Raw genomic sequence first — 23,475 nt, forward strand, 5'->3', positions numbered from 1 at the left:
CACCGCGGGGCGCGGCCCTCGCCTGTCGACTACTCGGCGAATCGGGCCGCCACGGCCTCCCCGTGCGCGGGGAGGGCCTCCGCCTCGGCGAGGGCGACGATGCCGTCGCTGACCTGACGAAGCGCCTCGCGGTCGTACTCGATGACCTGTTGCGGGCGCAGGAAGGTGAAGGCCCCGAGCCCGGAGGCGTATCGCGCCTGTCCGCCGGTCGGCAGCACGTGGTTGCTGCCGGCGAGGTAGTCGCCGAGGCTGACGGGCGAATCCCGGCCGACGAAGACGGCACCCGCATTGACGTAGGCGGATGCGGAGGCCGCGGCATCCCGGATGTGCAGCTCGAGGTGCTCCGGCGCATAGGCGTTGCTGAACGCGGCGGCGGCCTCGAGGTCGTCGACGAGCACGATCGCGGACTGCGGACCCGCAAGGGCGACACCCACGCGCTCGCTGTGGCGAGTGGATGCCGCGAACAGCTCGACCTCCTCGGCCACGAGCCCCGCGAGCCGGGGCGATGTCGTCACGAGCACGGCGGACGCCTGTTCGTCGTGCTCCGCCTGGCTCACGAGGTCGACGGCGACGAGGCGCGCATCCGCCGAATCGTCCGCGACGATCAGGATCTCGGTCGCGCCCGCCTCGGAGTCCGTTCCGACGACGCCCGCGACCGCGCGCTTCGCCGCGGCGACGAAGTTGTTACCAGGACCGCTCACCACATCCACCGGTTCGAGACCGAGCGATGCCACCCCGTGCGCGAGCGCGCCGATCGCGCCAGCACCGCCCATGGCGTAGACCTCGTCCACACCGAGCAGCCCGGCGGCGGCGAGGATCGTCGGGTGCACGCGTCCGTCGTCGGAGCGCTGAGCGGGCGACGCGAGCGCGACACTCGACACCCCGGCGACCTGCGCGGGCACGACGTTCATCACGACGCTCGAGGGGTACACCGCCTTGCCGCCCGGAACGTAGACCCCGACCCGCGAGACCGGCTGCCAGCGCTGGGTTACGGATGCGCCGGGCGCGAGCTGTGTCGTGGATGCCGCCGGCACCTGCGCCGCGGAGGCGACGCGCACCCGCCGGATGGCCTCGTCGAGCGCTGCGCGCACCGCGGGTTCGAGCCCGGCGACCGCTTCGTCGATGTGATCCTGGGGTACGCGCAAGGCGTGGCCGGTCACCCCGTCGAATCGCTCGGCCTGCTCGCGCAGCGACTCCTCGCCACGGATCCGCACGTCCTCGACGATCTCGGAGGCCGTGGCGACCGCGGTCGCGCGTGCCGCCGTCGCCCTCGGCACGGCGGCGAGAAGTTCCGCGGTCGAGAGTGTGCGACCGCGGAGATCGATGGTCCTCATGTCAGCCGCGTGTCACACCGGACACGTCGTGCAGGTAGCCGATGCGGCCGTCGTCGTGCCGCACGACGAAGGTCTCGCCGCGGTCCTCGATGACGAGAGCCCAGGCGGTCGGTCCGATCCGGAAGATCGGGATGTCCCGCTCGTCGACGACGTCGCGCTCCTCGGGCACGAGGGCCCAGAATGCCTGGTTCGACGGGGCGGCCGCGGAGGCGTGCGCCTGCTGCTGGTCGAAGGCGCGCGTGTGGGTGGAGTCCTCGCTCGCAACCGGCTCGGCGGCCGAGAAGACGGGCGAGTCCGTCCCGTAGCCGCCCGTTGTGCCTGAGGCGCCGCCGGTCGCGCCGGTCGCGACCGCGGTGCCCGTGACGGCGTGTGCCCCGGTGTCACCCTGTGCGGACTGCTCGAAGGGGACGGCCACGACGCGGTCACCGTCCGTCGGGGTGCGGTAGCCCTCGGGTGCCGCCGCCACTGCATCGCCCTCGACCGCCTCGGGCCGCGCCTGAGGCTCCGGCTCCGGCTCCGGACGCACCGGGCGGGGACGGGGCACAACCTTGCGGACGGGGCGCGCGTTGCGGTGCGCGACGACCTCGGGACGCCCGCGGAAGTCTTCGCTGAGCGGCTCGATGAAGGGAGCGAACACCGTGAGCACGACGAGCGCGAACATGAGGGCGAGCTCGACCCACACGACCCAGCCGCGGAGCCACGGACCACCGTCCACGACGAAGGCGATCGTCTCCCAGAGCAGCTGCAGCCACAGCACGGCCGCGACCGAGAACGCGACGGAGGCGAACTGGTCGATGCCCAGCGAGCCGACTCGGCGGATGCCCTGGGGCGAGAAACGCCGGAGCACGAGAAGGAAGACGGCGACGGTCGGCACGCCGATCGTCAGGATCCAGAGGATGCCGGAGGTCCAGACGGATTCGAAGCGCACGGTGCTCAAGGAGAAGAACGACACGATGAAGGCGAGGGCCCACGCGACGAGGATCGCCAGCTCCCGGATCGTGAAGGGCCCCACGCCGTACTGCGCGGACGAATCCTCCACCTCTGCGATCGGGGTCTCCGAACCATCGGCGGTGCGTCCTGCGTCCTCATCCGTCACGATCTTCCCTTCCATCGAGCTCGTCTTGCGTCCCCGATACTACTCGGCGCTTCTCGGCGCCCCGAGGGGGCTCGCCTGTTCTTCAGCCGAGGCAGTTCGGGCCGAGCAGTGATTTGAGGTCACCGAACAGGTCGGCCGTGACGCGAACCGGATGCGGCAGCTCGAACAGCTTCGCGGTTCCGCCCTTGTGCAGCTTGATGGAGACCTCGGTGGTGCCTTCGTGGCGGTGCAGCACGGCCGCCAGCTCGAGCATGGCCGGCTCGGTCGCGCGGTGCTCGGCGATGACCAGCGTGAGCGGGCCGGAGGCATCCATCGACCCGATGTCCGGGGTGAAGGCGGACTGGGCGTGCAGATTCATGCCGTCGTCGCGCCGAGAGACGCGTCCCCGCACCACCAGGATGGCGTCGGACTGCAGGAGCGGCTGGAACTCGACGTAGGTCTTCCCCATGAACATGACCGTGATCTCGCCGTTGAAGTCCTCGACCGTGATCATGCCGTACGGGTTGCCGCTCGATTTGGCCACCCGGTGCTGCACGCTGGTGATCAGGCCGGCGATCGTGACCTGATCGCCGTCCTGCAGGTCGTCGGAGGTCAGCAGGTCGTGGATCGACGTCGACGCGTGCTTCGCCAACGGCACCTCGAGCCCCGCCAGCGGGTGATCCGAGACGTAGAGGCCGAGCATCTCGCGCTCGAACGCGAGCTTGTCCTTCTTCGTCCACTCGGGTCGATCCGGCACCTTCGTCGTCTGCGTGGGCTCGTCCCAGAGGCTGTCGAAATCGAAGCCGACCTCGCCATTGGCCTCGCGGCGCTTGTCGAGCACCGCCTGCTCGGTGGCATCCTCGTGGATCTCCATGAGCGCGCGCCGTGTGGCACCGAGGGAGTCGAACGCTCCCGCCTTGATCAGCGACTCCACCGTGCGCTTGTTCGCGACATGCGTCGGCACCTTGGTGAGGAAATCGTGGAACGACACGAAGCCGTCGTCGCCGCGCGAGGCGACGATTCCCTCGACGACGTTGGAGCCGACGTTGCGGACGGCTCCGAGACCGAACCGGATGTCGTCGCCGACGGCGGCGAAGTACTTGATCGACTGCGCGACATCCGGCGGGAGCACCCTGATGCCCATGCGGCGGCACTCGTTGAGATAGACGGCGAGCTTGTCCTTCGCGTCGCCGACGCTGGTCAGCAGCGCCGCCATGTACTCGGCCGGGTAGTGCGCCTTCAGGTAGGCCGTCCAGTAGGCGATGAGGCCGTAGGCGGCCGTGTGCGCCTTGTTGAAGGCGTAGTCCGCGAACGACTCGAGCACCTTCCAGAGCGCCTCCTGCGCCTGCGGGCTGTAGCCGTTGGTCGTCATGCCGCCGAAGAAGTCGGCCTGCTGCTTGTCGAGCTCGGACTTCTTCTTCTTGCCCATGGCGCGACGCAGGATGTCCGCCTGGCCGAGCGTGAAGCCGGCGAGCTTCTGCGCCGCCGCCATCACCTGCTCCTGGTAGACGATGAGGCCGTACGTCGTGTCGAGCACGTCCGACAGCGGCTCGGCGAGCTCGGGGTGGATCGGCTCGATCTCCTGCAGCCCGTTCTTGCGCAGCGCGTAGTTCGTGTGCGAGTTCACGCCCATGGGCCCCGGGCGGTACAGGGCGAGGACGGCCGAGATGTCCTCGAAGTTGTCGGGCTTCATCAGGCGCAGGAGGCTGCGCATCGGCCCGCCGTCGAGCTGGAAGACCCCGAGCGTGTCGCCCCGGGCGAGAAGCTCGTACGACGCGGCGTCATCGAGCGCGAGGTCTTCGAGCACGAGCTCTTCGTCGCGGTTGGCACGGATGTTGTCGAGGGCGTCATCGATGATCGTGAGGTTGCGGAGCCCCAGGAAGTCCATCTTGATCAGGCCGAGCGACTCGCACGCGGGGTAGTCGAACTGCGTGACGATCTGGCCGTCCTGCTCGCGCTTCATGATCGGGATGATGTCGATCAGGGGTTCGCTCGACATGATCACACCGGCGGCGTGGACGCCCCACTGGCGCTTCAGGTTCTCGAGGCCGACGGCCGTGTCGAAGACCGTCTTCGCCTCGGGATCCGTGTCGATCAGCGCCCGGAACTCGCTGGCCTCCTTGTACCGCGGATGCTGCGGATCGAACATTCCCTCCAGCGGCATGTCCTTGCCCATCACGGCCGGGGGCATCGCCTTCGTCAGCCGCTCCCCCATGCCGAACGGGAAGCCGAGCACCCGGCTCGCGTCTTTCAGCGCCTGCTTCGCCTTGATCGTGCCGTAGGTGACGATCTGCGCGACGCGCTCGTCGCCGTACTTCTCCGTGACGTACTGGATGACCTCGCCGCGGCGACGGTCATCGAAGTCGATGTCGAAGTCGGGCATCGAGACGCGGTCCGGGTTGAGGAACCGCTCGAACAGCAGTCCGTGCTGCAGGGGGTCGAGGTCGGTGATCCGCATGGCGTAGGCCGCCATCGAGCCTGCGCCCGATCCGCGGCCGGGTCCGACCCGGATGCCGTTCTCCTTCGCCCAGTTGATGAAGTCCGCGACGACGAGGAAGTAGCCGGGGAAGCCCATCTGCACGATCACGTCGGTCTCGAAGTCGGCTCGCTCGCGCGCCGCGGTCGGGATGCCGGCGGGATACCGCGCGTGCAGGCCGCGCTCGACCTCCTTGACGAACCAGCTCTGCTCCGTCTCGCCGGCCGGGACCGGATAGCGGGGCATGTAGTTCGCGCTGGTGTCGAAGCGGATGTCGACGCGCTCGGCGATCGCGAGGGTGTTGTCACAGGCCTCGGGGTTGTCGCGGAAGATGTGGCGCATCTGCGCAGGGGTCTTGAGGTAGAACTCCTCCCCCTCGAACTTGAAGCGCTTGGGGTCATCGAGCGTCGAGCCCGACTGGACGCACAGCAGCGCCGCGTGGCTCTTCGCGTCATGCTGGTGCGTGTAGTGCAGGTCGTTCGTCGCGACGAGCGGAAGGTCGAGCTCCTTCGCGAGGCGCATCAGGTCGTTCATCGTGCGGCGCTCGATGTCGATGCCGTGGTCCATGACCTCGGCGTAGAAATTGTCCTTGCCGAAGATGTCGCGGAACTCCGCGGCGGCGGCCTTTGCCGCGTCGTACTGACCGAGCCGTAGGCGGGTCTGCACCTCGCCGCCGACGCAGCCGGTCGTGGCGATGACGCCCTTCGAGTAGGTCTGCAGCAGCTCGCGGTCGAGCCGTGGCTTGAAGTAGTAGCCCTCGAGCGACGCGTACGACGACATCCGGAAGAGGTTGTGCAGGCCCTCGTTGCTCTCGGCGAGCAGGGTCATATGGGTGTAGGCGCCGGAGCCCGAGACGTCGTCGTCGTTCTGGTCGGGGCTGCCCCAGCGCACGCGGGCCTTGTCGGCCCGGTGCGTGCCGGGGGTGACGTAGGCCTCCATGCCGATGATCGGCTTGATGCCCGTGTCGGTCGCGGTCTTGTAGAAGTCGAAGGCGCCGAACGTGTTGCCGTGGTCTGTCACGGCGATCGCCGGCATGCCCTGCTTCGAGGCCTCTTCGATCAGCGGCTTGACCCGTGCCGCCCCGTCGAGCATCGAGTACTCGCTGTGCACGTGCAGGTGAACGAAGGAGTCGGATGCCACGGATCGAGTCTACGGTCGAGGTCCGACGACCCGCCCCAGCGCACGCCGCGGCCGCCGCCCGGAGTCGTGCACAACGGCGGGGATTCTTGGCGACACGCCGGGTGGGGGCATCCACCACCGGCGTGTCGAGGAGAATCCCCGCCGTTGTGCGCCCGCGACCCGGGACGCGAGCGCAGGGATGACCGCTAGGGCGCGGAGTCTACCACGGTGATCGTCGTCGTCATCCGGTGCCCGGGCACCGACTCGGGCACGATCCCTGGTCCTGGCAGCCACGTGCTCGTGCTCTCCGCGACAAGCCCCGTACGGGTGTCGATGGTCATGGTGCCCATCCGCGGTTCGTAGGAGTCGTAGTGGAAGGCGATCGTGGTGAGATCGCCGTCGACCGACTGGATCTCGACCCCCGGTGCGAGCGCGAGTGCGCGGAACATCGCGGCGCGCAAGTCGGGCGGGGCGGCATTGAGCTCGAGATCCTGAGTGAGCACGGTCACGACGCCCTCGTCCAGGTCCTGGACGTTGCCGGCGCTCAGCCGCGCCCGATTCCAGTCGATGAGCGCCTGGGGATCGCGGGGCATCTGTGCGAAGTACGCATCCGACCCGTACGTCGGATAGGTCTCATCGCCCGGGTCGCCGAGGCCGCCCTGGTAGCGGTTCACGATGACCTCCTTGAGAGTCATCCCCAGCCAGTCCGCGGCGAGGGGCTCGGCGTCCGTCCCGTAGAGCGACAGGAGCTGCTTCTCGGGCTGGAACACCCTCACCCATTCGCCTGAGCGATCGGCGGGGATAAAGGTCGAGTAGGTCCCGGCCACCACCCAGGCCGCCGTCGCGCTCTCGCGGGATGCGTTGTAGGGCGAGTTGGGGGCATCGGCGGCATAGAGGACGAGCTGCTCCGTGCGGTGATCGATGCGCAGGTACCCGTCGTCGGCGATCGCGGACCCGGCGGAGGTCGTGGCCAGCGCGGCGGCCCCTTCGAGCACGGAGGCGGCCGTCACCGGTGGCATCGTCGGCGCCGGGGTGGGCGTCGTCGTCGGCTCGGGCTCGGGCTCGGTCGTGACCGTCACGTCCGGGGCGGCCGGTGGCGGTGTGACCGCCTCGACCACCGCGGCGGGTGGTGCGGAGAGGGCGATGGCGACCGCCGTCGTCGCGGCTCCCGCTGCCACGAGTCCGCCGATCCCGATCCACAGCCGGGCGCGTCTGCGCGGCGCCGGGTCCGGCAGCAGACCGCGTCGCACCTTCTGAAGCGCGGAGGCCAGCTGCTCTTCCGTGAGCTCGGCGTCTGCGCCGATCTCACGCACGCGATCCAAGGCGTCCATTGGCTTCCTCCTCCTTGGTCCATGGTTGACGGTGATCCGGCTTGATGTCCGGCGGCGACAGCTTGCGGCGGACCCGATTCAGTCGGGAGCGCACCGTGCCGACGGGGATCCCCTGAGCCACCGCGATCTGCTCATAGGTGAGATCGCCCCAGGCGTAGAGCAGCAGAGTGTCGCGGTCGCGCGCCGTGAGGGCCGCGATCCGGGGGGCGAGCGCCCGAAGAGCCGCCGCGGCATCCGTTCGCTTCACGAGCGCGTCGATGGCGCCGTCGGACCACGTCTCGGCGCCTCCCGCGGAGGCCTCGAATGCCCTCCACTGCGCCGCCTCCTTGCCCCGGTGTTTTCCGATGAGCCGGGTCGCGATGCCCAGCAGCCACGGCTTCGCGGAGTCCCACGAGGGGTCGAAATCACGCCGTCGGCGGAAGGCGACCAGGAACGTCTCGCTCAGGATGTCCTGGGCGGCGTCGGACCCGACTCGCCGTGCGGCGAACGCGCCGATGACCTTCGCGTGTCGCTCGAAGAGCTCGGCGAAGGCGGACGGGACATCGATCGACCGTCGTATGATCTCGCTGTCTGCGCTCACGTTAAGGATTGCCGATTTCGGCGCATCCGGTTCACATTCTGCATCGTCCCACGCTCGCGCGCCGGGCACGAGATGCCTCCTCGTAGGCTTGCCTCATGGCGACCCCTGACTTCGTTCTCGAGCTGCGCCGCTCCATCGGCACCGCTCCCCTCCCCCTGGTGGGCGTCACCGCGGTGGTGTTCCGCGACGAGAAGGTGCTGCTCGGACGGCGCGCCGACAACGGGCACCTGGAGTGCGTGTCCGGCATCGTCGACCCCGGCGAGCAGCCGGCGGATGCGGCCGTGCGTGAATGCGTGGAGGAAGCGGGGGTCGACGTGCGCGTGACCCGCCTGGCGCTCGTGCGCGCGCTCCCCCGCATGACCTACCCGAACGGCGATCAGGTGGACTATCTCGATCTCGTGTTCCGGTGCGAATGGGTGGCGGGCGATCCGCATCCGGCCGATGGCGAGCTCACCGAGGTGTCGTGGCGCGGGCTCGAGGAGTTGGGCGACACGACCCCCGAGCATGTGCGCAACATCGCGCTCGCGCTCGCCGAGGACGACCCGGCCCGGTTCGACGGCGGCCGTCCGCGCTGAGCGGTCAGCGCAGATCCAGGCGCATCACCACGCGCGGTATGCCTCCGGACACCGAATCCGTATCGGCTGCCTTTTCGAACCCCGCCTTCTCGAACATCGACCTCGTGCCGACGTAGGCCATCGTCTGGTCGACTTTTCTGCCCTGGTTGTCTACCGGGTAGCCCTCGATCACGGGGGCGCCGTTCGCCTTCGCGAACTGCACGGCTCCTTCGATGAGGGCGTGGGAGATCCCCTGCCCTCGATGACCCGGACGTGTCCGGATGCACCACAGCGACCATGCCTCGAGGTCGTCCACGTGCGGGATCTTGCGGTTGCGCGCGAAGGTCGTGTTCGCCCGCGGCGCCACGGCCGCCCACCCGACGACCTCGTCGCCGTCGTACGCCAGCACTCCCGGCGCGGGCGTCTCGGCGCACAGCGCACGAACGAACTCCCCGCGCTGCGGACCGCGCAGCTCCCCGTTCAGCTTCGCGGGGATGCGGTAGCTCAGGCACCAGCAGACGTTCGACTCGGGGTTCTTCGGCCCCACCATCGCCTTCACGTCGTCGAAGACCGTCGCGGGCCGCACCGTGATCGTCATGCGGTCCAGGATGCCGCGCCCCACCGACACCCGGCAACGCCGGATCCCGATCGACTGCCGCGCGCTCAGTCGGCGCGCAGCACCTCGAGCGCGTGCGCGAGATCCGCCGGGTACGGCGATGAGAACGTGACCCGGTCGCCGGTCGCCGGATGGTCGAAGGAGAGCTGGCGGGCGTGCAGCCATTGCCGCGTCAGTCCCAGTCGCGCGGCGAGGATCGGGTCGCCGCCATAGAGGGGGTCGCCCACGCAGGGATGCCGATGGGCCGCCATGTGCACCCGGATCTGGTGGGTTCGCCCCGTCTCGAGGTGGATCTCCAGCAGGGCGGCGCCCCGGAACGCCTCGAGGGTCTCGTAGTGGGTCACGGAGTCCTTGCCGGTCGGTGTGACCGCGAACTTCCACGAGTGGGTCGGATGCCGGCCGATGGGCGCATCGATCGTCCCGGCGAGCGGGTCCGGATGCCCCTGCACGACGGCGTGGTAGATCTTCTCCACCTCGCGCTCCTTGAAGGCCCGTTTCAACACGGTGTACGCACGCTCCGTCTTGGCCACGACCATGAGGCCGCTCGTGCCCACATCGAGGCGATGCACGACGCCCTGGCGCTCGGCGGCACCGGTCGTCGCGATGCGGAATCCGGCGCCGGCGAGGGCACCGAGGACGGTCGGTCCCTCCCAGCCGACGGAGGGGTGCGCCGCGACCCCGCTCGGCTTGTCGACCACCACGATCTCGTCGTCGTCGTAGACGATGCCGAGGTCATCCACCACCACGGGGACGATGGTCGGCTCGTCGCGGGCCCGCCACGACACCTCGAGCCACGCTCCCGCGTGCAGCCGGTCGGATTTTCCCAGCACCCCGCCGTCCAGGACGACGCCGCCGGCCTCGGCGACCTCCGCCGCGAACGTCCGCGAGAATCCGAGCATCTTCGCGAGTCCGGCGTCGACGCGCACTCCGTCCAGCCCATCGGGGACGGGCATGCTCCTCGTCTCCACGTCAGGCCTTCGAGGGTTCGTCCGTGCCGGCCGGGGCATCGCCCGCGGCATCCGGTTCGCTCTCGGCCGCGCGCTCGCGACGCTCGCGCGTGCCGTCGAGGCGGATGCCGAACAGGACGAGCAGCGCCACGGCGATCATGCACGTGACGATGAAGATGTCGGCGATGTTGTAGATCGCGGGCATCATCCACGGAGTGGAGATGAAGTCGACGACGTGGCCGACGGCGAAGCCCGGGGTGCGGAGCAGACGATCGGTCAGATTGCCCAGCACACCGCCCAGCAGCAGCCCGAGCACGACGGCCCAGAGCCTCGAGTGCACGCGCGTGATGAGCCACACGATCCCCACCGCCACCGCGGCGAGGGCGATGGTGAAGATCCAGGTGACCCCTTCGCCGAGCGAGAAGGCGGCGCCGGGGTTTCGAACCAGGTAGAAGACGAGGAATTCGCCGATCACCGGCACCGGTTCCTCCGGCGGCAGGTTCTCGATGGCGAGGTACTTGGTGAACTGATCGGCGGCCAGCACCAGCGCCGCGAGGATCGCGATGATGGTGCCGGCCGCCGCCGTTCTCAGGGGGGCTCGGCGGGTCAAAGGCCCGGCCTAGAGGCCGATGGCAGAGACCGGAGTCGAACCCGACGAGGCCGCCGTGGTCTCGAGGTCGCGGAGCTTGCCTTCGATGTAGCTGCGCAGCTGTGCGCGGTAGTCGCGCTCGAACTGGCGGAGCTCGGTGATGCGGGACTCGAGCACACCGCGCTCGCGTTCGAGGCTGTCGAGCTGCTCGCGCTGCTTCTGCTCCGCCTCGGAGAGGATGCGGGCGGCCTCGGACTGCGCGTCCGAGATGAGCTGATCGCGCTGGGCCTTGCCCTCGGCGACGTGCTCGTCGTGCAGCCGCTGGGCGAGCTCGATGATGCCGGCACTGGCGGCGACGGGAGGCGTGCCATCGGCGACACGGGGCGTCTCGGCGACGGGCTCGGGCTTGGCCTCTTCGTCGGGAGCCGCGGCGACGGGCTGGGGGGTCTCGCCCGACTCGTACTGGGCGAGCTTGGCCTTCAGCTCTTCGTTCTCCGCGATCGTCTTGCGCCATTCGACGACGATCTCGTCCAGAAAGTCGTCGACCTCGTCCGGGTCGAAGCCCTCTTTGAACCGGACGTGCTGGAACTGTTTGGTGACGACGTCATCTGGGGTCAATGCCATGGTGGCTCCTCTTTCGATGAGTTCGGGACGCTGGCCAGAGTCAGGCAGTTTCTCGCCAGGACGGCAACGCTCTAGCAAGCATAGTCGGCGGTCGCGGAGCGTGTCGAAGGGTCAGCCGGCGAGCGATCTGGTGACCGCGAGCAGGATGAAACACAGCAGCATCGTCAGCGCGAAGGCGAAGTCGATGGCGATGGCGCCGACCCGCAGCGGGGGGATGAAACGACGGAAGAACTTGATCGGCGGGTCGGTGATCGTGTAGATCACTTCGGCGATGACGAGGAATCCGCCCTTCGGGCGCCACTCCCTGTTGAAGATCGGGATGTACTCGAGGATCAGCCGTCCGAACAGCACGAAGATGTAGAGCAGCAGCAGCGCGTTGAGGATCCCGAAGACGAGCTGGAGCACACCCCTACCCTACGGTGCGAACGAGGCGGACTCGGCATCCGCCTGCGCGATCGCACCGTCACCCGAGACCGCCACGTTCTCCGGCGACAGCAGGAAGACCTTGCTGGTGACGCGTTCGATGCGTCCGTACAGGCCCAGCGACAGCCCGCTTGCGAAGTCGATCAGGCGGCGAGCATCGGCATCGCTCATCTGCGACAGGTTGATGATCACGGGGATGCCCTCGCGGAAGTTCTCAGCGATCACCTGCGCGTCGCGATACTGCTTCGGGTGCACGGTGAGGATCTCGCTGACGGCGCCCACGATCGGCTGGCGCACCACGGCGGGGCGGCGCAGCGGAGTGACGGGCGCCTTGGCCTCGACGTCGCGCGAGCTCTCGCGAGTACCACGCGCAGCCGGCTGAGGCGCCTCTTCGTAGGCTTCCTCCTCATCGGCGAGGCCCAGGTACACCATGGTCTTCTTGAGCGGGTTCGACATCGCATCCTCCGTGTTGCTCGTCTTCATTGAGATTAACCCCGTGCCGGTCGTGGGCCCGTGATTGCGGACCCGATCCTTAGGTGTGTCGCACCGAACGCGATCGCGTCGGCGAAATCGGCTGTCATTCCCGCCGAGATCCAGGTGGCCTGCGGCACGATCGACCGCACGCGGTCGGCGTATCCGCGCAGTCGCTCGAACGCCGCCGGTGCAGGTTCGTCGAGCGGCGCCACGCCCATCACGCCGCGCAGCGCGAGGGTGTCGCAGCCGGCGACGTGCTCGGCCAGAGACTCGATCTCGGCGGGTGCGACGCCTCCGCGGTCCGCGTCGTCCGTGAGGTTCACCTGAAGCAGCACATCGAGGGTCGGTCCCCCCTCCGCCGCCGCATCGAGGGCGTCGGCGAGGCGTGCTCGATCGAGGGAGTGCACCGCGGTCGCCGCCTTCCGGATCGATCGTGCCTTGTTCGTCTGCGCCTGGCCGATGAAGTGCCAGCGGATGCCGTGCAGCGCACCGACCTCCGCTGCCTTCGCCGTGAACTCCTGCTGCCGGTTCTCCCCGAAGTCGCGCACCCCGAGGGCGTGGAGCTCGCGCACCAGCTCCGCCGGGTGGAACTTCGAGACCACGATCCGGGTCAGCTCGCCGGGATCCCGGCCCACCGCCCGGGCCGCCTCGGCGATCCGTGCGTCGACACCTGCGAGCCGCTCTTCGAGCTCGCCGGTGCGCCGCGCTTCGAGGCTGCGTGGCTCCTCAGCCTCATCCACGTGTCCCGCTACTTCAGGAAGTCGGGGATGTCGAGGTCGTCGTCACCGAAGGCCGAGTCGTAGCTGCTGGTCTCCGGCAGCACCGGGGACGAAGAGGCGGCACCGACCGAGACCTTCTCGCGCACCTCGCTCCGCACCTCGGCGACCTCCTCAACGGGCGCGGGCAGCGCCGGCGCAGGACGGGTGGCCGCGAGCGGAGCGTCGAGCCGCACGGTGGGCTCGCCGCTGTCGAAGCCGGCCGCGATGACCGTCACCCGCACCTCGTCGCCGAGGGTGTCGTCGATCACCGTTCCGAAGATGATGTTCGCCTCGGGGTGCGCCGCCTCCTTTACGAGCTGCGCCGCGTCGTTGATCTCGAAGATGCCGAGGTTGGACCCGCCCTGGATCGAGAGCAGCACGCCATGGGCGCCCTCGATGCTCGCCTCGAGCAGGGGCGATTCGACGGCGAGCTCCGCCGCCTTTATCGCCCTGTCGGCGCCACGAGCGGACCCGATGCCCATGAGCGCCGATCCGGCACCCTGCATGACCGACTTCACGTCGGCGAAGTCCAGGTTGATGAGACCGGGCGTGGTGATGAGGTCGGTGATGCCCTGCACACCGGCGAGCAGCACCTGGTCGGCCGTGGCGAACGCCTCGATCATCGAGATGCCGCGATCGCTGATCTCGAGGAGGCGGTCGTTCGGGACGACGATGAGGGTGTCGACCTCTTCCTTCAGCTTGCTGACGCCCGCGTCGGCCTGGCTCTGACGGCGGCGTCCCTCAAAGGAGAACGGGCGCGTCACGACACCGATGGTCAGGGCGCCGATCGACTTCGCGATGCGGGCGACCACCGGAGCTCCGCCGGTGCCCGTGCCACCGCCTTCGCCGGCCGTCACGAACACCATGTCGGCGCCGGCGAGAGCCTCCTCGATCTCCTCCGCGTGGTCCTCGGCGGCTCGACGCCCGACCTCGGGGTCGGCGCCCGCGCCCAGCCCGCGTGTGAGCTCGCGGCCGACGTCGAGCTTGACGTCGGCGTCGCTCATCAGCAGCGCCTGCGCGTCGGTGTTGATGGCGATGAACTCGACGCCGCGGAGGCCGAGTTCGATCATGCGGTTCACGGCGTTGACGCCGCCGCCGCCGACGCCGACGACCTTGATCACCGCGAGATAGTTCTGGTTCTGGCTCATGCCGGCCTCCGTCTGTCCTGAACCTGGTTCAAAACCTTCAACCTCTACTAGAGGTGTAAAGAATTGCTCGGTATGCAATTCCTAAGACAGACGCTAAGCGGATGCCTCGCCATGGCCGGGAACACGGCGGGCGTGTCGCACATTCTGGAGCGGAATGTCGTGTGGCGCTCGTCAGCGCACGACGACGGCCGTGGGGGAGGACACGTCGTAGACACTGACATCGGCCGGGGGGCGGGCCGCCATCGTGGTCTGCAGCACGACGGACTTCATCGCCGACTCCTCGGCGCTGCCCCAGACGACCTGCGTGTCGGTGCCTCCGAGCGTCAGAGTGACGTCGTCCGGCGACGTGGCCGCCACCGCGGTGACCTGCCCGCGGATCTGGGCGGGAAGCGAGCGCATGACCAGCCCGACCGCCGAGAACGCGTCGGATTTCACTCCGCCGCGCGCGGTGATCAGCGGCCGGCCCGCGGGGGCCGCGGCGGTCGTGGAGAGGGCGACGCCCGCGGCATCCACCACGGTGAAGCCGGCCGCGGACGCCACTGCTCCGATCGGCGTGCGCTCCACGACGCGCACGACGAGGTCGTGCGGGGGACGGGCTTCCAGCGTGTACGTCTCGATGAGGGGGAACGCGAGCAGCGCTGCTTTCACCGCGCTGGCATCGACGAGGGGCAGCGGCGTGCCGACCTCGTCGGCGAGCGCCGCCTCGACGGCCGCAGTGTCGAGCTGCTCGGCCCCGAGGATACGGATCCGCTCGACCGCGAAGAGGGGACTGTAGGCCGCGCCGAGCGATCCGAGCACCAGCAGGAGCAGGGATGCCGCGGCCCCGATCCAGACGGCACGCCGGCGGCGTGCGCGCACGGTGAAGCGGCGCACCTCGGCGCGCAGCGCCTTGCGTCTGGCCCGGCTGGCGCGCCAGACGTCACGGAGCCGCACCTGATCGGGTTCCGGGTCGGGCGTGGCGCTCGGCGACGCTCCGGGGCGCGCCGGCGTCTCGGTGGTGACCGAAGGCTCGCTCGGGGCACCGGGCGAGGACACCGTTCCCGCCGGCACCACTGTCTGCATCGGCGGCACTGTGCCCGTCGCCCCCGCGGGTTCCGTCGCCACCACGGCCGCAGACCTCACCACAGCTGCGGAACCCACCACCGGAATCGGTTCGGTACGCGCGGTGGGGTCGTGCACCACCACGGGTGCGGAGACACGGTCGGGATCGGCCACGGGCAGGGGCTCATCGACCCCGGTCGCGTCCGTGACCGGATTCGGCTCGATGACCGGGAGCGGCTCGAAGGCCTCGTTCCGCGCCCGGACCGCGACGGATCCGGTCGCCTCTCTCGACGGCGCTCCCGCCGCCGGCTCCGGCGCCTTTCGCGCCGGGACCGGAAGAGGCGTCGGCCGCCGCATCCCTAGTCCCCCGTACCGCGCGATGCCGAAGCCCGAGTCACGGGCGCCGTGCGCTCGAGGGCCCCCAGCACCTGCGGGATGATCTGGTAGACGTTGCCGCAGCCGAGCGTGATGACGTAGTCGCCGTCGCGGGCGACCGCCGCGGTGTAGTCGGCCGCATCCTGCCAGTCCGACACGAAATGCACGTGGGCCGGGTCGGCGAAGGCACCGGAGACGAGTTCGCCCGTCACGCCGGGTATGGGGTCTTCCCGGGCGCCGTAGACGTCGAGCACGATCGTGTGATCGGCGTGCGACTCGAGCACCTCGGCGAACTCGCGGAACATGTGCTGCGTGCGGGAATAGGTGTGCGGCTGGTGCACGGCGATGATGCGCCCGTCCCCCACGACCGTTCGTGCCGCCGCGAGCGCCGCCGCGACCTCGGTGGGGTGGTGCGCATAGTCGTCGAAGACGCTGACCCCCCGCTCGACTCCGTGCAGCTCGAAGCGGCGCACCGTGCCCTCGAAGCCCTCCACCGCGCGGACGGCGGGCGCCAGGTCGTAGCCGAGCGTTCTCAGGACCGCCACGGCGCCGGCCGCGTTGATGGCGTTGTGCGCGCCGGGAATCGCGAGGCGAGCGGCGACCGACTCGCCGTCGTGCGTGATCGTGAAGGCGACCGGTCCGTCCGTTCGGATGTCGGTGACGCGCACCTGCGCCCGTTCCGCCTCGCCGAAGGTCAGGACCTGCTGGTGGGACAGCCCTTCCGCGACGCGTACGGCGCCCGGGTCATCCGCCGAGATGACCACGGCCTCGCGTGCCTTGTCGGCGAACCGCGCGAAGGCGTCGTCGAAGGCCTCCGCCGAGCCGTAGTGGTCGAGGTGGTCGGCGTCGATGTTGGTGACGAGCGCCACCGAGGTGTCATAGAGCAGGAATGTGCCGTCCGATTCGTCGGCCTCGACGACGAAGAGGTCATCGGCCCCGGTGCCGCTCGATGCGCCGAGCTGCGCGATGACTCCGCCGTTCACGAAGTTCGGGTCGGCCCCGAGCGCCCGGAGAGCCGTGACGATCATTCCCGTGGAGGTGGTCTTGCCGTGCGCCCCGGCGACCGACACGAGCCGGCGCCCGCCGATGAGCCAGTACAGGGCCTGCGAACGGTGGATGACGGGCATCCCCCGCTGCTTGGCCGTGACGAACTCCGGATTCTGGGGCCAGATGGCGCCCGTGTGGATCACCGTGTCGGCGTCGCCGAGGTGTGCGGCATCGTGCCCGACGTAGACCGTGGCGCCCCGCTGCTCGAGGTCGCGCAGCGCTGCGCTGTCGGCGCGGTCGGATCCGGAGACCGGGATGCCGGCGGCGAGGAACATGCGGGCGAGGCCGCTCATGCCCGATCCGCCGATGCCGATGAAGTGCGCGGCGCCGATGTGCTCGGGGATGGGAAGGCTCAAATCGGGTGAGATCATGACGGGTCAATCCTAAGTTGGCCTCCGGGGAAGGCCCTCCCGGCGCGCCCGAGCGGCGTCTGCTCCCCGCCCTGGCCCGGCTCAGTCGTCGCAATATGCGGGTGCGCAGGCCCATCACTCGCAGTTGGCGCCGAGTGAGCGGTGGAGGCCGGGATCAGCGCGCGAGTGCCTCGTCGACCATCGCGATCACGTTCTCGGTGCCGGTGCGGGTGCCGATGGATGCCGCGGCCGCGGCCATCGCGTCGATCCGGCCGCGATCGGTCAGCAGTGGAATGACATCGCTGCGCACCCGATCGGCCGTGAACCCGGCGTCCTCCAGAAGGACTGCCGCGCCGGCCTCGATCGCCGAGCGCGCGTTCAGCCGCTGCTCGCCGTTGCCGACCGCATAGGGGACGTAGATGGCCGGGATGCCGAGAGCGCTGATCTCGCTGACCGTCGCCGCTCCCGCTCGCGAGACGATCGCATCCGCGGCGGCGAAGGCCAGGTCCATCCGGTCGACGTAGCGCCGCATCGCGTAGCCGGGGACGCCGGGGTCCTCGAGCGTCGCTCGCTCACCCGTGACGTGGATGAGCTGCCATCCGGCCGCCAGGATGTCGCGCCACGAGCCCGCGAGGGCCTCGTTCAGGCGCTGCGCGCCGAGCGACCCGCCGAAGACCAGCAGGGTGGGACGCCCGGCATCCAGCCCGAAGAACGCGGCCGCCTCGGACCGCATCCCCCGGCGATCGAGCTCGACGACCTCGCGGCGGAGCGGCATCCCGACGACGCGCGCGCCGCGCAGCGGCGTCCCCTCGAACGCCACGCCGATACCGGCGGCCCGCCGCGCGCCCAGGACGTTCGCGAGCCCCGGCCGCGCGTTCGCCTCGTGCACCACGACGGGCACGCGCTCGCGGCGCGCGGCCACATAGGCCGGTGCCGACGCGTAGCCGCCGAAACCCACCACGACGTCCACCCCGCGCTCGCGGATGATCGTGCGCACCTGAGAGATCGCACGGCGGAAGCGCGTGGGAAACGCGGCGGCGGCACGGTCGGGCCTCCGGGGGAACGGAACCTTGTCGACGAACACCAGCTCAAAGCCGCGTTCGGGTACGAGGCGCGCCTCCAGACCCTCTCTCGTTCCGAGCACGAGCACGTCCGCGGAGGCATCCCGCGCGCGCAGGCCATCGGCCACGGCGAGCAGCGGGTTGACGTGGCCGGCGGTTCCCCCGCCGGCCAGAAGGTAAGTCGTCACGCCGGAATCTTCGCACGCCTCGCGGATCGCGGCGGACGCGTGGCCCGCGCGCGACCCGCCGTCCGGACCGGGAGCGAGCGGGCGAACGAGAGCAGCACGCCGCAGGCGATCAGCACCGACATCAGGGCGGTGCCGCCCTGCGACATGAACGGCAGCGGGACGCCCAGCACGGGGAACACCCGCAGCACGACCCCGATGTTGATGAGCGCCTGGCTGAGGATCCAGACCGTGATGGCACCGGAGACGATCCGGACGAAGGGGTCGTCCGTCTTGCGGATCACGTGGAAGGCCCCCACGGCGAAGAGGGCGAACAGCGCGAGCACCACGGCGCAGCCGATGAGCCCGAGCTCCTCGCCGACGATCGCGAAGATGTAGTCGCTCTGCGCCTCGGGGAGCCAGTCGAACTTCTCCTTGGAGTTGCCGAGGCCGAGGCCGAAGACGCCACCACCCGCGAGGCCCCAGATGCCGTGCAGCGGCTGGTAGCAGTCGTTGTAGTAGTCGGCGAGGCAGTTCGGGTTGAGGAAGCTGAGGAACCGCCGCACGCGGTCGGGGCTGGTCACGGCGAAGTAGGCGACGGCCGCGGCCGCACCGAGCAGCGGAAGGATGAAGATGCGCAGCTTGACGCCGGAGAAGAACAGCGCACCGAGCACCAGGAGCACCAGGATCATCACGGTGCCGAGGTCGTCACCGGCCATGACCGACCCGATCACGAGCACGGCCACGGGTACGAGCGGGATGAACACGTGCCGCCAGAGCCCCAGCAGCGTCTGCTTGCGGAACAGCACGTACCCCACCCACAGGGCGAGACCGAGCTTCAGGAACTCGGAGGGCTGAGCCTGGACTCCCGCTATGACGATCCAGTTGCGGTTTCCGGCGTTCTCGAAGCCCAGCGGAGTGAACACGAGCAGCTGGAACACCACCGTCGCGAAGAGCGCCGGCCAGGCGATCCGCTTCCAGAAGCTGATCGGGAACCGGCTGGCGATGAACATCAGCGGCACGCCAATCAGTGCGAATACGGATTGGCGGATGACGGCATCGTAGGGGCCGGCTCCGGATGCGGTGGACGTCGCCGACGTCGCCGAGAGCACCATCACGAGCCCGAACCCGGTGAGCATCAGTGCCGTCGAGGCGATCAGCAGGAACTCGCTGGGCACCGGCGCGAAGACCCGGCCGAGCGACACGCGCGCCGCGAGGCCGCGCTTGGGCGCGGAGTCCGGGAGCGGCGCGGGGCGGGAGCGGGGCCTATCGGCCGGCTTCGGGGCCTTCGAGGTGCTCGTCGCCGGAGCCTTCGCCCTCGGGGTACTCGTCGCCGGGGTCTGCGTCGTCGCCACGTGCAGTCCCTCTCTCGATCCAGTCCCGCACGGCCCCGGCGAACCGGCGGCCGCGGTCGCCGTAGTCGGTGAACTGGTCGAACGATGCGGCGGCGGGGGCCAGCAGTACAACGTCCCCGTCGTGCACGATCGCCGCCGCCAGTTCGACGACACGGGCCATGACGTCTCCAGTCTCATCGTGGTCGACCTCGAAGAGGGGAACCGCGGGCGCGTGTCGCGCGAACGCCGCGACCACTTCGGCCCGGTCCACCCCGATCACGATCGCCGCCTTGCTCGCCGCCCCCCGCCGCGCGACCAGATCGCCGATGTCGACACCCTTCAGCTGTCCCCCGACGACCCAGATGGCGCCGGGGAAGGCCGCCAGCGAGGAAGCAGCGGCATGGGGGTTCGTCGCCTTGGAGTCATCCACCCAGACCACACCGGCGGCCGCGGCGACGACCTCGATGCGGTGCGGGTCGAGCCGGAATCCGTCCAGGGCGTCGCGTATCGCGGCCGGCTCCACACCGAGCGCCCGCGCGAGGGCGCTCGCCGCGAGCACGTTCGCGACCATGTGGGGCGCGGCAAGTCCACGGGCGGCGAGGTCCGCGACGGTGGTGAGCTCCAGCGCCGACGTGCGGCGCTCCTCGAGGAACGCGCGGTCGACGAGGATGCCGTCCACGACGCCCAGGTCGCTCGGCCCCGGTACCCCGAGGTCGAACCCGATCGCCCGGGCGCCCTCGGTGACCTCGGCGTCCTCCACCATCGCCTGAGTGGCGATGTCCGCCTTGTTGTAGACGCACGCGACGCGGGTGTTCCGGTAGACCACGGCCTTGGCATCGCGGTAGGCGTCGAATGATCCGTGCCAGAGCAGGTGGTCATCGGCGAGGTTGAGGCACACGCTGGCGTGGGGCGAGAGCTGGCCGGCGGGCTCGGAGAGCCCGAGGTACCAGAGCTGGTGGCTTGAGAGCTCCACCACCAGGGCGTCGAAGCCGGCCGGGTCCCGGACAGCGTCGAGCACGGGGACGCCGATGTTGCCGCACGGCGCCGCGCGCATGCCCCCCGCGACCATCATCGATGCGGCGAGCCGGGTGGTCGTCGTCTTGCCGTTGGTGCCCGTGACGAGCACCCACGCCGCGGACGAGCCGTCGGGGCGGAGGACCTTGTCCCGCACCCGCCACGCCAGTTCGACGTCGCCCCACAGCGGCACGCCGGTGCGGAGGGCCCACGCGATGACGGGATGCGCGGGGGCGAAGCCCGGGGAGGCGATGACGACATCCGGTCGCTGCGCCGTGAGCGCGCCGGGCACGTCATCCAGCGGACCCTCCCAGAGCGCGGCGCCGATCACCGGCAGCAGCCGCGCGTACTCCTCGTCGGCGCGCTCGGTGACCACGAGCACGTCCGCACCGAGCTCCACCAGTGTGTCCGCGACCGAGAAGCCGGTGACCGAGAGTCCGAGCACGACGACCCGCAGCCCGTGCCAGTCCGCGTGCCAGCTCGTGAGCGAGTCCAGGCGGGATGGGCTCATGTGCGCGAGAGCCACTCGACGTAGAAGAGCCCGATGCCCGACACCGCCAGCATCCCGGCGATGATCCACATCCGCACGACGATCGTGATCTCGGGCCAGCCCCGCATCTCGAGGTGATGGTGGAGCGGGCTCATCAGGAAGAGCCGCTTGCCGCGGGTGAGCTTGAAGTACAGCCGCTGCAGGATGACGGAGCCCGGCGCGATGACGAAGACGCCGGCGACGAGCACGGCGAGCAGCTCGGTGCGGGTCAGAATCGCCATCGCGGCGATCACCCCGCCGATCGACATGGATCCGACATCCCCCATGAAGACGTTCGCCTTCGGCGCGTTCCACCACAGGAAGCCGATGAGGGCGCCGATGAACGCGGCCGACACGATCGCGAGGTCGAAGGGGTCCCGCGTGTTGTAGCAGGCGGGCTGCAGCGCCGGAGCGAGCCCCTCGCCCGTGCACACCTGCTGGAACTGCCAGAACGCGATGAGGCTGTAGGCGCCGACGACGAAGATGCCGGCTCCGGCCGCGAGGCCGTCGAGCCCGTCGGTGACGTTCACGCTGTTCGAGAACGCGACGCCGATGAACGTGATCCAGAGCAGGTAGAGGATCCACCCGAGCACCAGGCCGACGGCGAAGAACGACAGCGCCGGCACGTCACGGAAGATGGACACGTACGGAGAGGCCGGCGCCTCCCCGGCGCTGTTGCGGAAACCCAGGGCGAGGATGCCGAACGGGACGGCCACGAGAACCTGGCCGAGGATCTTCCGCCAGCCCGACAGCCCCAGGCTTCGCTGACTCCGGACCTTCATGAAGTCGTCGATGAAGCCGACGATGCCGAAGCCCACCATCATCCACACGACGAGCCAGCCGGAGACGGTCGGTGGATTGTTCCCCATGTAGCCGCCGACCAGATAGCCGACGAGCGTTCCCACGATGAAGATGGTGCCGCCCATGGTGGGGGTGCCGCGCTTCTCGCCGTGGCTCGGGTTCTCGATGGCTTCGGGGGTGCGGATGACCTGCCCCCAGCCCCACTTGCGGAACAGACGAAGGAAGACGGGCGTGAGGAAAAGCGTGAACGAGAGGGAGATCGCCGCCGCCATCAGGAGTGATCTCACGAGAACAAGTCTCCCAGACGATCGCCCAGGTGCCGCAGGCCCGCCGAGTTGGAGGACTTGACCAGCACCCGGTCGCCGTCCCGCAGCTCACCGCGCAGGTACTCGAACGCGGCATCCGCATCGGGGAAGAACACGGCCTCGCCGTCCCACGATCCCTGAGCGACGGCCTCCAGGAACATGCGGCGGGCGTCGCCTCCGACGACGACGATGCGCCGGATGCCGAGCCGCACGGCGAGCAGTCCGATGCGGTCGTGCTCGTCCTCGGCGTACTCCCCGAGCTCGCTCATGGCGCCGAGCACCGCCACCGACCGCTCGCCGGGACCGGTGATCTGCGCGAGGGTGCGAAGGGCCGCCGCCATCGAGTCCGGGCTGGCGTTGTAGGCGTCGTTGATGATCCGGACCCGCTCGGAACCCAGCGGCTGCATACGCCAGCGCTCGGCGATCTCCACCGTCTCCAGCCGGGCGACGCAGTCCTCGAGTGTGACGCCGAGGGCGGTGGCGGCGGCGATCGCCGCGAGGGCGTTCATCACGTGATGAGCGCCGAGCACCCGAAGGCGCAGGGGCGCGGATGCCCCGTCCGCCGTGACGGTGAGCACCGTGCCGCGCGCGGTGACGTCGATGTCGTCGGCGCGCACGTCAGCGGATTCCCCGCGTCCGAACCAGCGGACCGCGAGGCCCCGTTCGCTGGCGGCCGCGGCCATCGATGCCACTCTTGCGTCGTCCACGTTGAGCACGGCGAGCCCGCCGGGCCGGACCGCCTCCACGAGCTCCTGCTTGGCCTTCACGGTGGCCTCGATACCGCCGAAGCCGCCGGCGTGGGCCATGCCGACCATGAGCACGACACCGACGTCGGGCGTCACCAGACCCGCCAGCCGCGCGATCTCGCCCGGAGCGCTGGCGCCGAACTCGCTCACCAGGAAGCGCGTCGATGCGGTCACCCGCAGCATGGTGAGCGGCGCCCCGACCTCGTTGTTGAATGAGGCGATCGGAGCGACGGTCTCGCCCTCGCCCGAGAGGATGCGGGCGAGCAGATTCTTCGTCGTCGTCTTGCCGTTGGATCCGGTGATGCCGACGACCCGCAGGTGCCCGCTCGCGCGCACCCGGGCGACGACCTCTTCTGCGAGGGCGGCGAGTGCCGCCACGACATCGGGTACGACGATCTGCGAGACGTCATCGTCAACGTGCCGCTCGACGAGCGCCAGCGCCGCACCCGCCGCCACCGCCTTGCCGACGAACAGGTGGCCGTCGGTCTCGGCGCCCGGCTTCGCCACGAAGATTCCGCCGGGGGCGATGTTGCGGGAGTCGGTGTCGACGACGCCGGAGATCACCGTGCCGGGTTCGTCGCCACTCGCCGGGTGCAGCCGCCCACCCGTCACCCGGGCGATCTCGGCCAGCGTCATCGCGATCATGGGGGCGATCCTCCG

Annotated in this window: 21 protein-coding genes; 1 reads left to right on the plus strand and 20 read right to left on the minus strand. The window is 69.8% G+C overall.

What is annotated here, in order from left to right:
* Positions 1 to 29 precede the first annotated feature (29 nt).
* The 5 genes from hisD to ACPW96_RS04500 form a co-directional block, all read right to left on the minus strand.
* Positions 30 to 1,334, minus strand: coding sequence for a histidinol dehydrogenase (gene hisD / locus ACPW96_RS04480; protein WP_425817942.1), 1,305 nt, complete (start codon positions 1,332 to 1,334; stop codon positions 30 to 32).
* Position 1,335: 1 nt separating this feature from the next.
* On the minus strand, positions 1,336 to 2,445 hold the full coding sequence (locus ACPW96_RS04485) for a hypothetical protein (protein WP_425882173.1): 1,110 nt from the start codon (positions 2,443 to 2,445) through the stop codon (positions 1,336 to 1,338).
* Between the two features lie 67 nt (positions 2,446 to 2,512).
* Positions 2,513 to 6,025 (minus strand): DNA polymerase III subunit alpha, encoded by a 3,513-nt coding sequence (gene dnaE / locus ACPW96_RS04490; protein WP_425882174.1) that lies wholly within the window; start codon positions 6,023 to 6,025, stop codon positions 2,513 to 2,515.
* A 185-nt stretch (positions 6,026 to 6,210) separates the two neighbouring features.
* Positions 6,211 to 7,335, minus strand: a complete 1,125-nt coding sequence (locus ACPW96_RS04495) for a hypothetical protein (protein ID WP_425882175.1) — start codon at positions 7,333 to 7,335, stop codon at positions 6,211 to 6,213.
* A complete protein-coding gene (locus ACPW96_RS04500; RefSeq protein WP_425817934.1) occupies positions 7,310 to 7,915 on the minus strand; it encodes an RNA polymerase sigma factor in 606 nt (201 codons plus the stop codon). The genes ACPW96_RS04495 and ACPW96_RS04500 overlap by 26 nt, the downstream gene beginning before the upstream one ends.
* A gap of 95 nt (positions 7,916 to 8,010) precedes the next feature.
* On the opposite strand from ACPW96_RS04500, the gene ACPW96_RS04505 reads away from it, so the two are divergent.
* Positions 8,011 to 8,490 carry an NUDIX hydrolase gene (locus ACPW96_RS04505; RefSeq protein ID WP_425817932.1) on the plus strand — a complete coding sequence of 160 codons (480 nt, stop codon included), beginning with the start codon at positions 8,011 to 8,013 and terminating at the stop codon, positions 8,488 to 8,490.
* A gap of 4 nt (positions 8,491 to 8,494) precedes the next feature.
* Here ACPW96_RS04505 and ACPW96_RS04510 read toward each other — a convergent pair whose 3' ends face one another.
* From ACPW96_RS04510 to ACPW96_RS04580, 15 genes are all read right to left on the minus strand, one after another.
* Positions 8,495 to 9,067, minus strand: a complete 573-nt coding sequence (locus tag ACPW96_RS04510) for a GNAT family N-acetyltransferase (RefSeq protein ID WP_425882176.1) — start codon at positions 9,065 to 9,067, stop codon at positions 8,495 to 8,497.
* 65 nt (positions 9,068 to 9,132) lie between these two features.
* A complete protein-coding gene (locus ACPW96_RS04515) occupies positions 9,133 to 10,092 on the minus strand; it encodes an RluA family pseudouridine synthase (protein WP_425882177.1) in 960 nt (319 codons plus the stop codon).
* Entirely contained in the window at positions 10,055 to 10,642 is a 588-nt protein-coding gene (lspA, locus tag ACPW96_RS04520; protein WP_425882178.1) for a signal peptidase II, read from the minus strand. Before lspA ends, ACPW96_RS04515 begins: the two co-directional genes overlap by 38 nt.
* 9 nt (positions 10,643 to 10,651) lie before the next feature.
* Positions 10,652 to 11,245, minus strand: a complete 594-nt coding sequence (locus ACPW96_RS04525) for a DivIVA domain-containing protein (RefSeq protein ID WP_425817924.1) — start codon at positions 11,243 to 11,245, stop codon at positions 10,652 to 10,654.
* A 111-nt stretch (positions 11,246 to 11,356) separates the two neighbouring features.
* Positions 11,357 to 11,650 (minus strand): YggT family protein, encoded by a 294-nt coding sequence (locus tag ACPW96_RS04530; RefSeq protein ID WP_425817922.1) that lies wholly within the window; start codon positions 11,648 to 11,650, stop codon positions 11,357 to 11,359.
* Between the two features lie 9 nt (positions 11,651 to 11,659).
* On the minus strand, positions 11,660 to 12,151 hold the full coding sequence (locus ACPW96_RS04535; RefSeq protein WP_425882179.1) for a cell division protein SepF: 492 nt from the start codon (positions 12,149 to 12,151) through the stop codon (positions 11,660 to 11,662).
* Positions 12,152 to 12,156: 5 nt separating this feature from the next.
* The gene (locus tag ACPW96_RS04540; protein ID WP_425817920.1) at positions 12,157 to 12,882 is read right to left on the minus strand and encodes a YggS family pyridoxal phosphate-dependent enzyme; all 726 of its coding nucleotides are present in this window, start codon (positions 12,880 to 12,882) and stop codon (positions 12,157 to 12,159) included.
* An 8-nt stretch (positions 12,883 to 12,890) separates the two neighbouring features.
* The gene (gene ftsZ, locus ACPW96_RS04545) at positions 12,891 to 14,048 is read right to left on the minus strand and encodes a cell division protein FtsZ (RefSeq protein WP_425817918.1); all 1,158 of its coding nucleotides are present in this window, start codon (positions 14,046 to 14,048) and stop codon (positions 12,891 to 12,893) included.
* Positions 14,049 to 14,219: 171 nt separating this feature from the next.
* A complete protein-coding gene (locus ACPW96_RS04550) occupies positions 14,220 to 15,446 on the minus strand; it encodes an FtsQ-type POTRA domain-containing protein (RefSeq protein ID WP_425882180.1) in 1,227 nt (408 codons plus the stop codon).
* 2 nt (positions 15,447 to 15,448) lie between these two features.
* The gene (gene murC, locus ACPW96_RS04555; protein ID WP_425882181.1) at positions 15,449 to 16,882 is read right to left on the minus strand and encodes a UDP-N-acetylmuramate--L-alanine ligase; all 1,434 of its coding nucleotides are present in this window, start codon (positions 16,880 to 16,882) and stop codon (positions 15,449 to 15,451) included.
* Between the two features lie 154 nt (positions 16,883 to 17,036).
* Positions 17,037 to 18,110 (minus strand): UDP-N-acetylglucosamine--N-acetylmuramyl-(pentapeptide) pyrophosphoryl-undecaprenol N-acetylglucosamine transferase, encoded by a 1,074-nt coding sequence (locus tag ACPW96_RS04560; protein ID WP_425817912.1) that lies wholly within the window; start codon positions 18,108 to 18,110, stop codon positions 17,037 to 17,039.
* The gene (gene ftsW, locus ACPW96_RS04565) at positions 18,107 to 19,441 is read right to left on the minus strand and encodes a putative lipid II flippase FtsW (protein ID WP_425882182.1); all 1,335 of its coding nucleotides are present in this window, start codon (positions 19,439 to 19,441) and stop codon (positions 18,107 to 18,109) included. Before ftsW ends, ACPW96_RS04560 begins: the two co-directional genes overlap by 4 nt.
* Entirely contained in the window at positions 19,353 to 20,945 is a 1,593-nt protein-coding gene (murD, locus tag ACPW96_RS04570) for a UDP-N-acetylmuramoyl-L-alanine--D-glutamate ligase (protein ID WP_425817908.1), read from the minus strand. Before murD ends, ftsW begins: the two co-directional genes overlap by 89 nt.
* The gene (gene mraY / locus ACPW96_RS04575; protein WP_425817906.1) at positions 20,942 to 22,051 is read right to left on the minus strand and encodes a phospho-N-acetylmuramoyl-pentapeptide-transferase; all 1,110 of its coding nucleotides are present in this window, start codon (positions 22,049 to 22,051) and stop codon (positions 20,942 to 20,944) included. The genes murD and mraY overlap by 4 nt, the downstream gene beginning before the upstream one ends.
* On the minus strand, positions 22,048 to 23,460 hold the full coding sequence (locus ACPW96_RS04580) for a UDP-N-acetylmuramoyl-tripeptide--D-alanyl-D-alanine ligase (RefSeq protein WP_425882183.1): 1,413 nt from the start codon (positions 23,458 to 23,460) through the stop codon (positions 22,048 to 22,050). Before ACPW96_RS04580 ends, mraY begins: the two co-directional genes overlap by 4 nt.
* Positions 23,461 to 23,475: the final 15 nt, after the last annotated feature.

This window comes from Micromonospora sp. DT81.3, from assembly GCF_049847225.1.
In the GTDB taxonomy this organism is placed as follows: domain Bacteria; phylum Actinomycetota; class Actinomycetes; order Actinomycetales; family Microbacteriaceae; genus Microbacterium.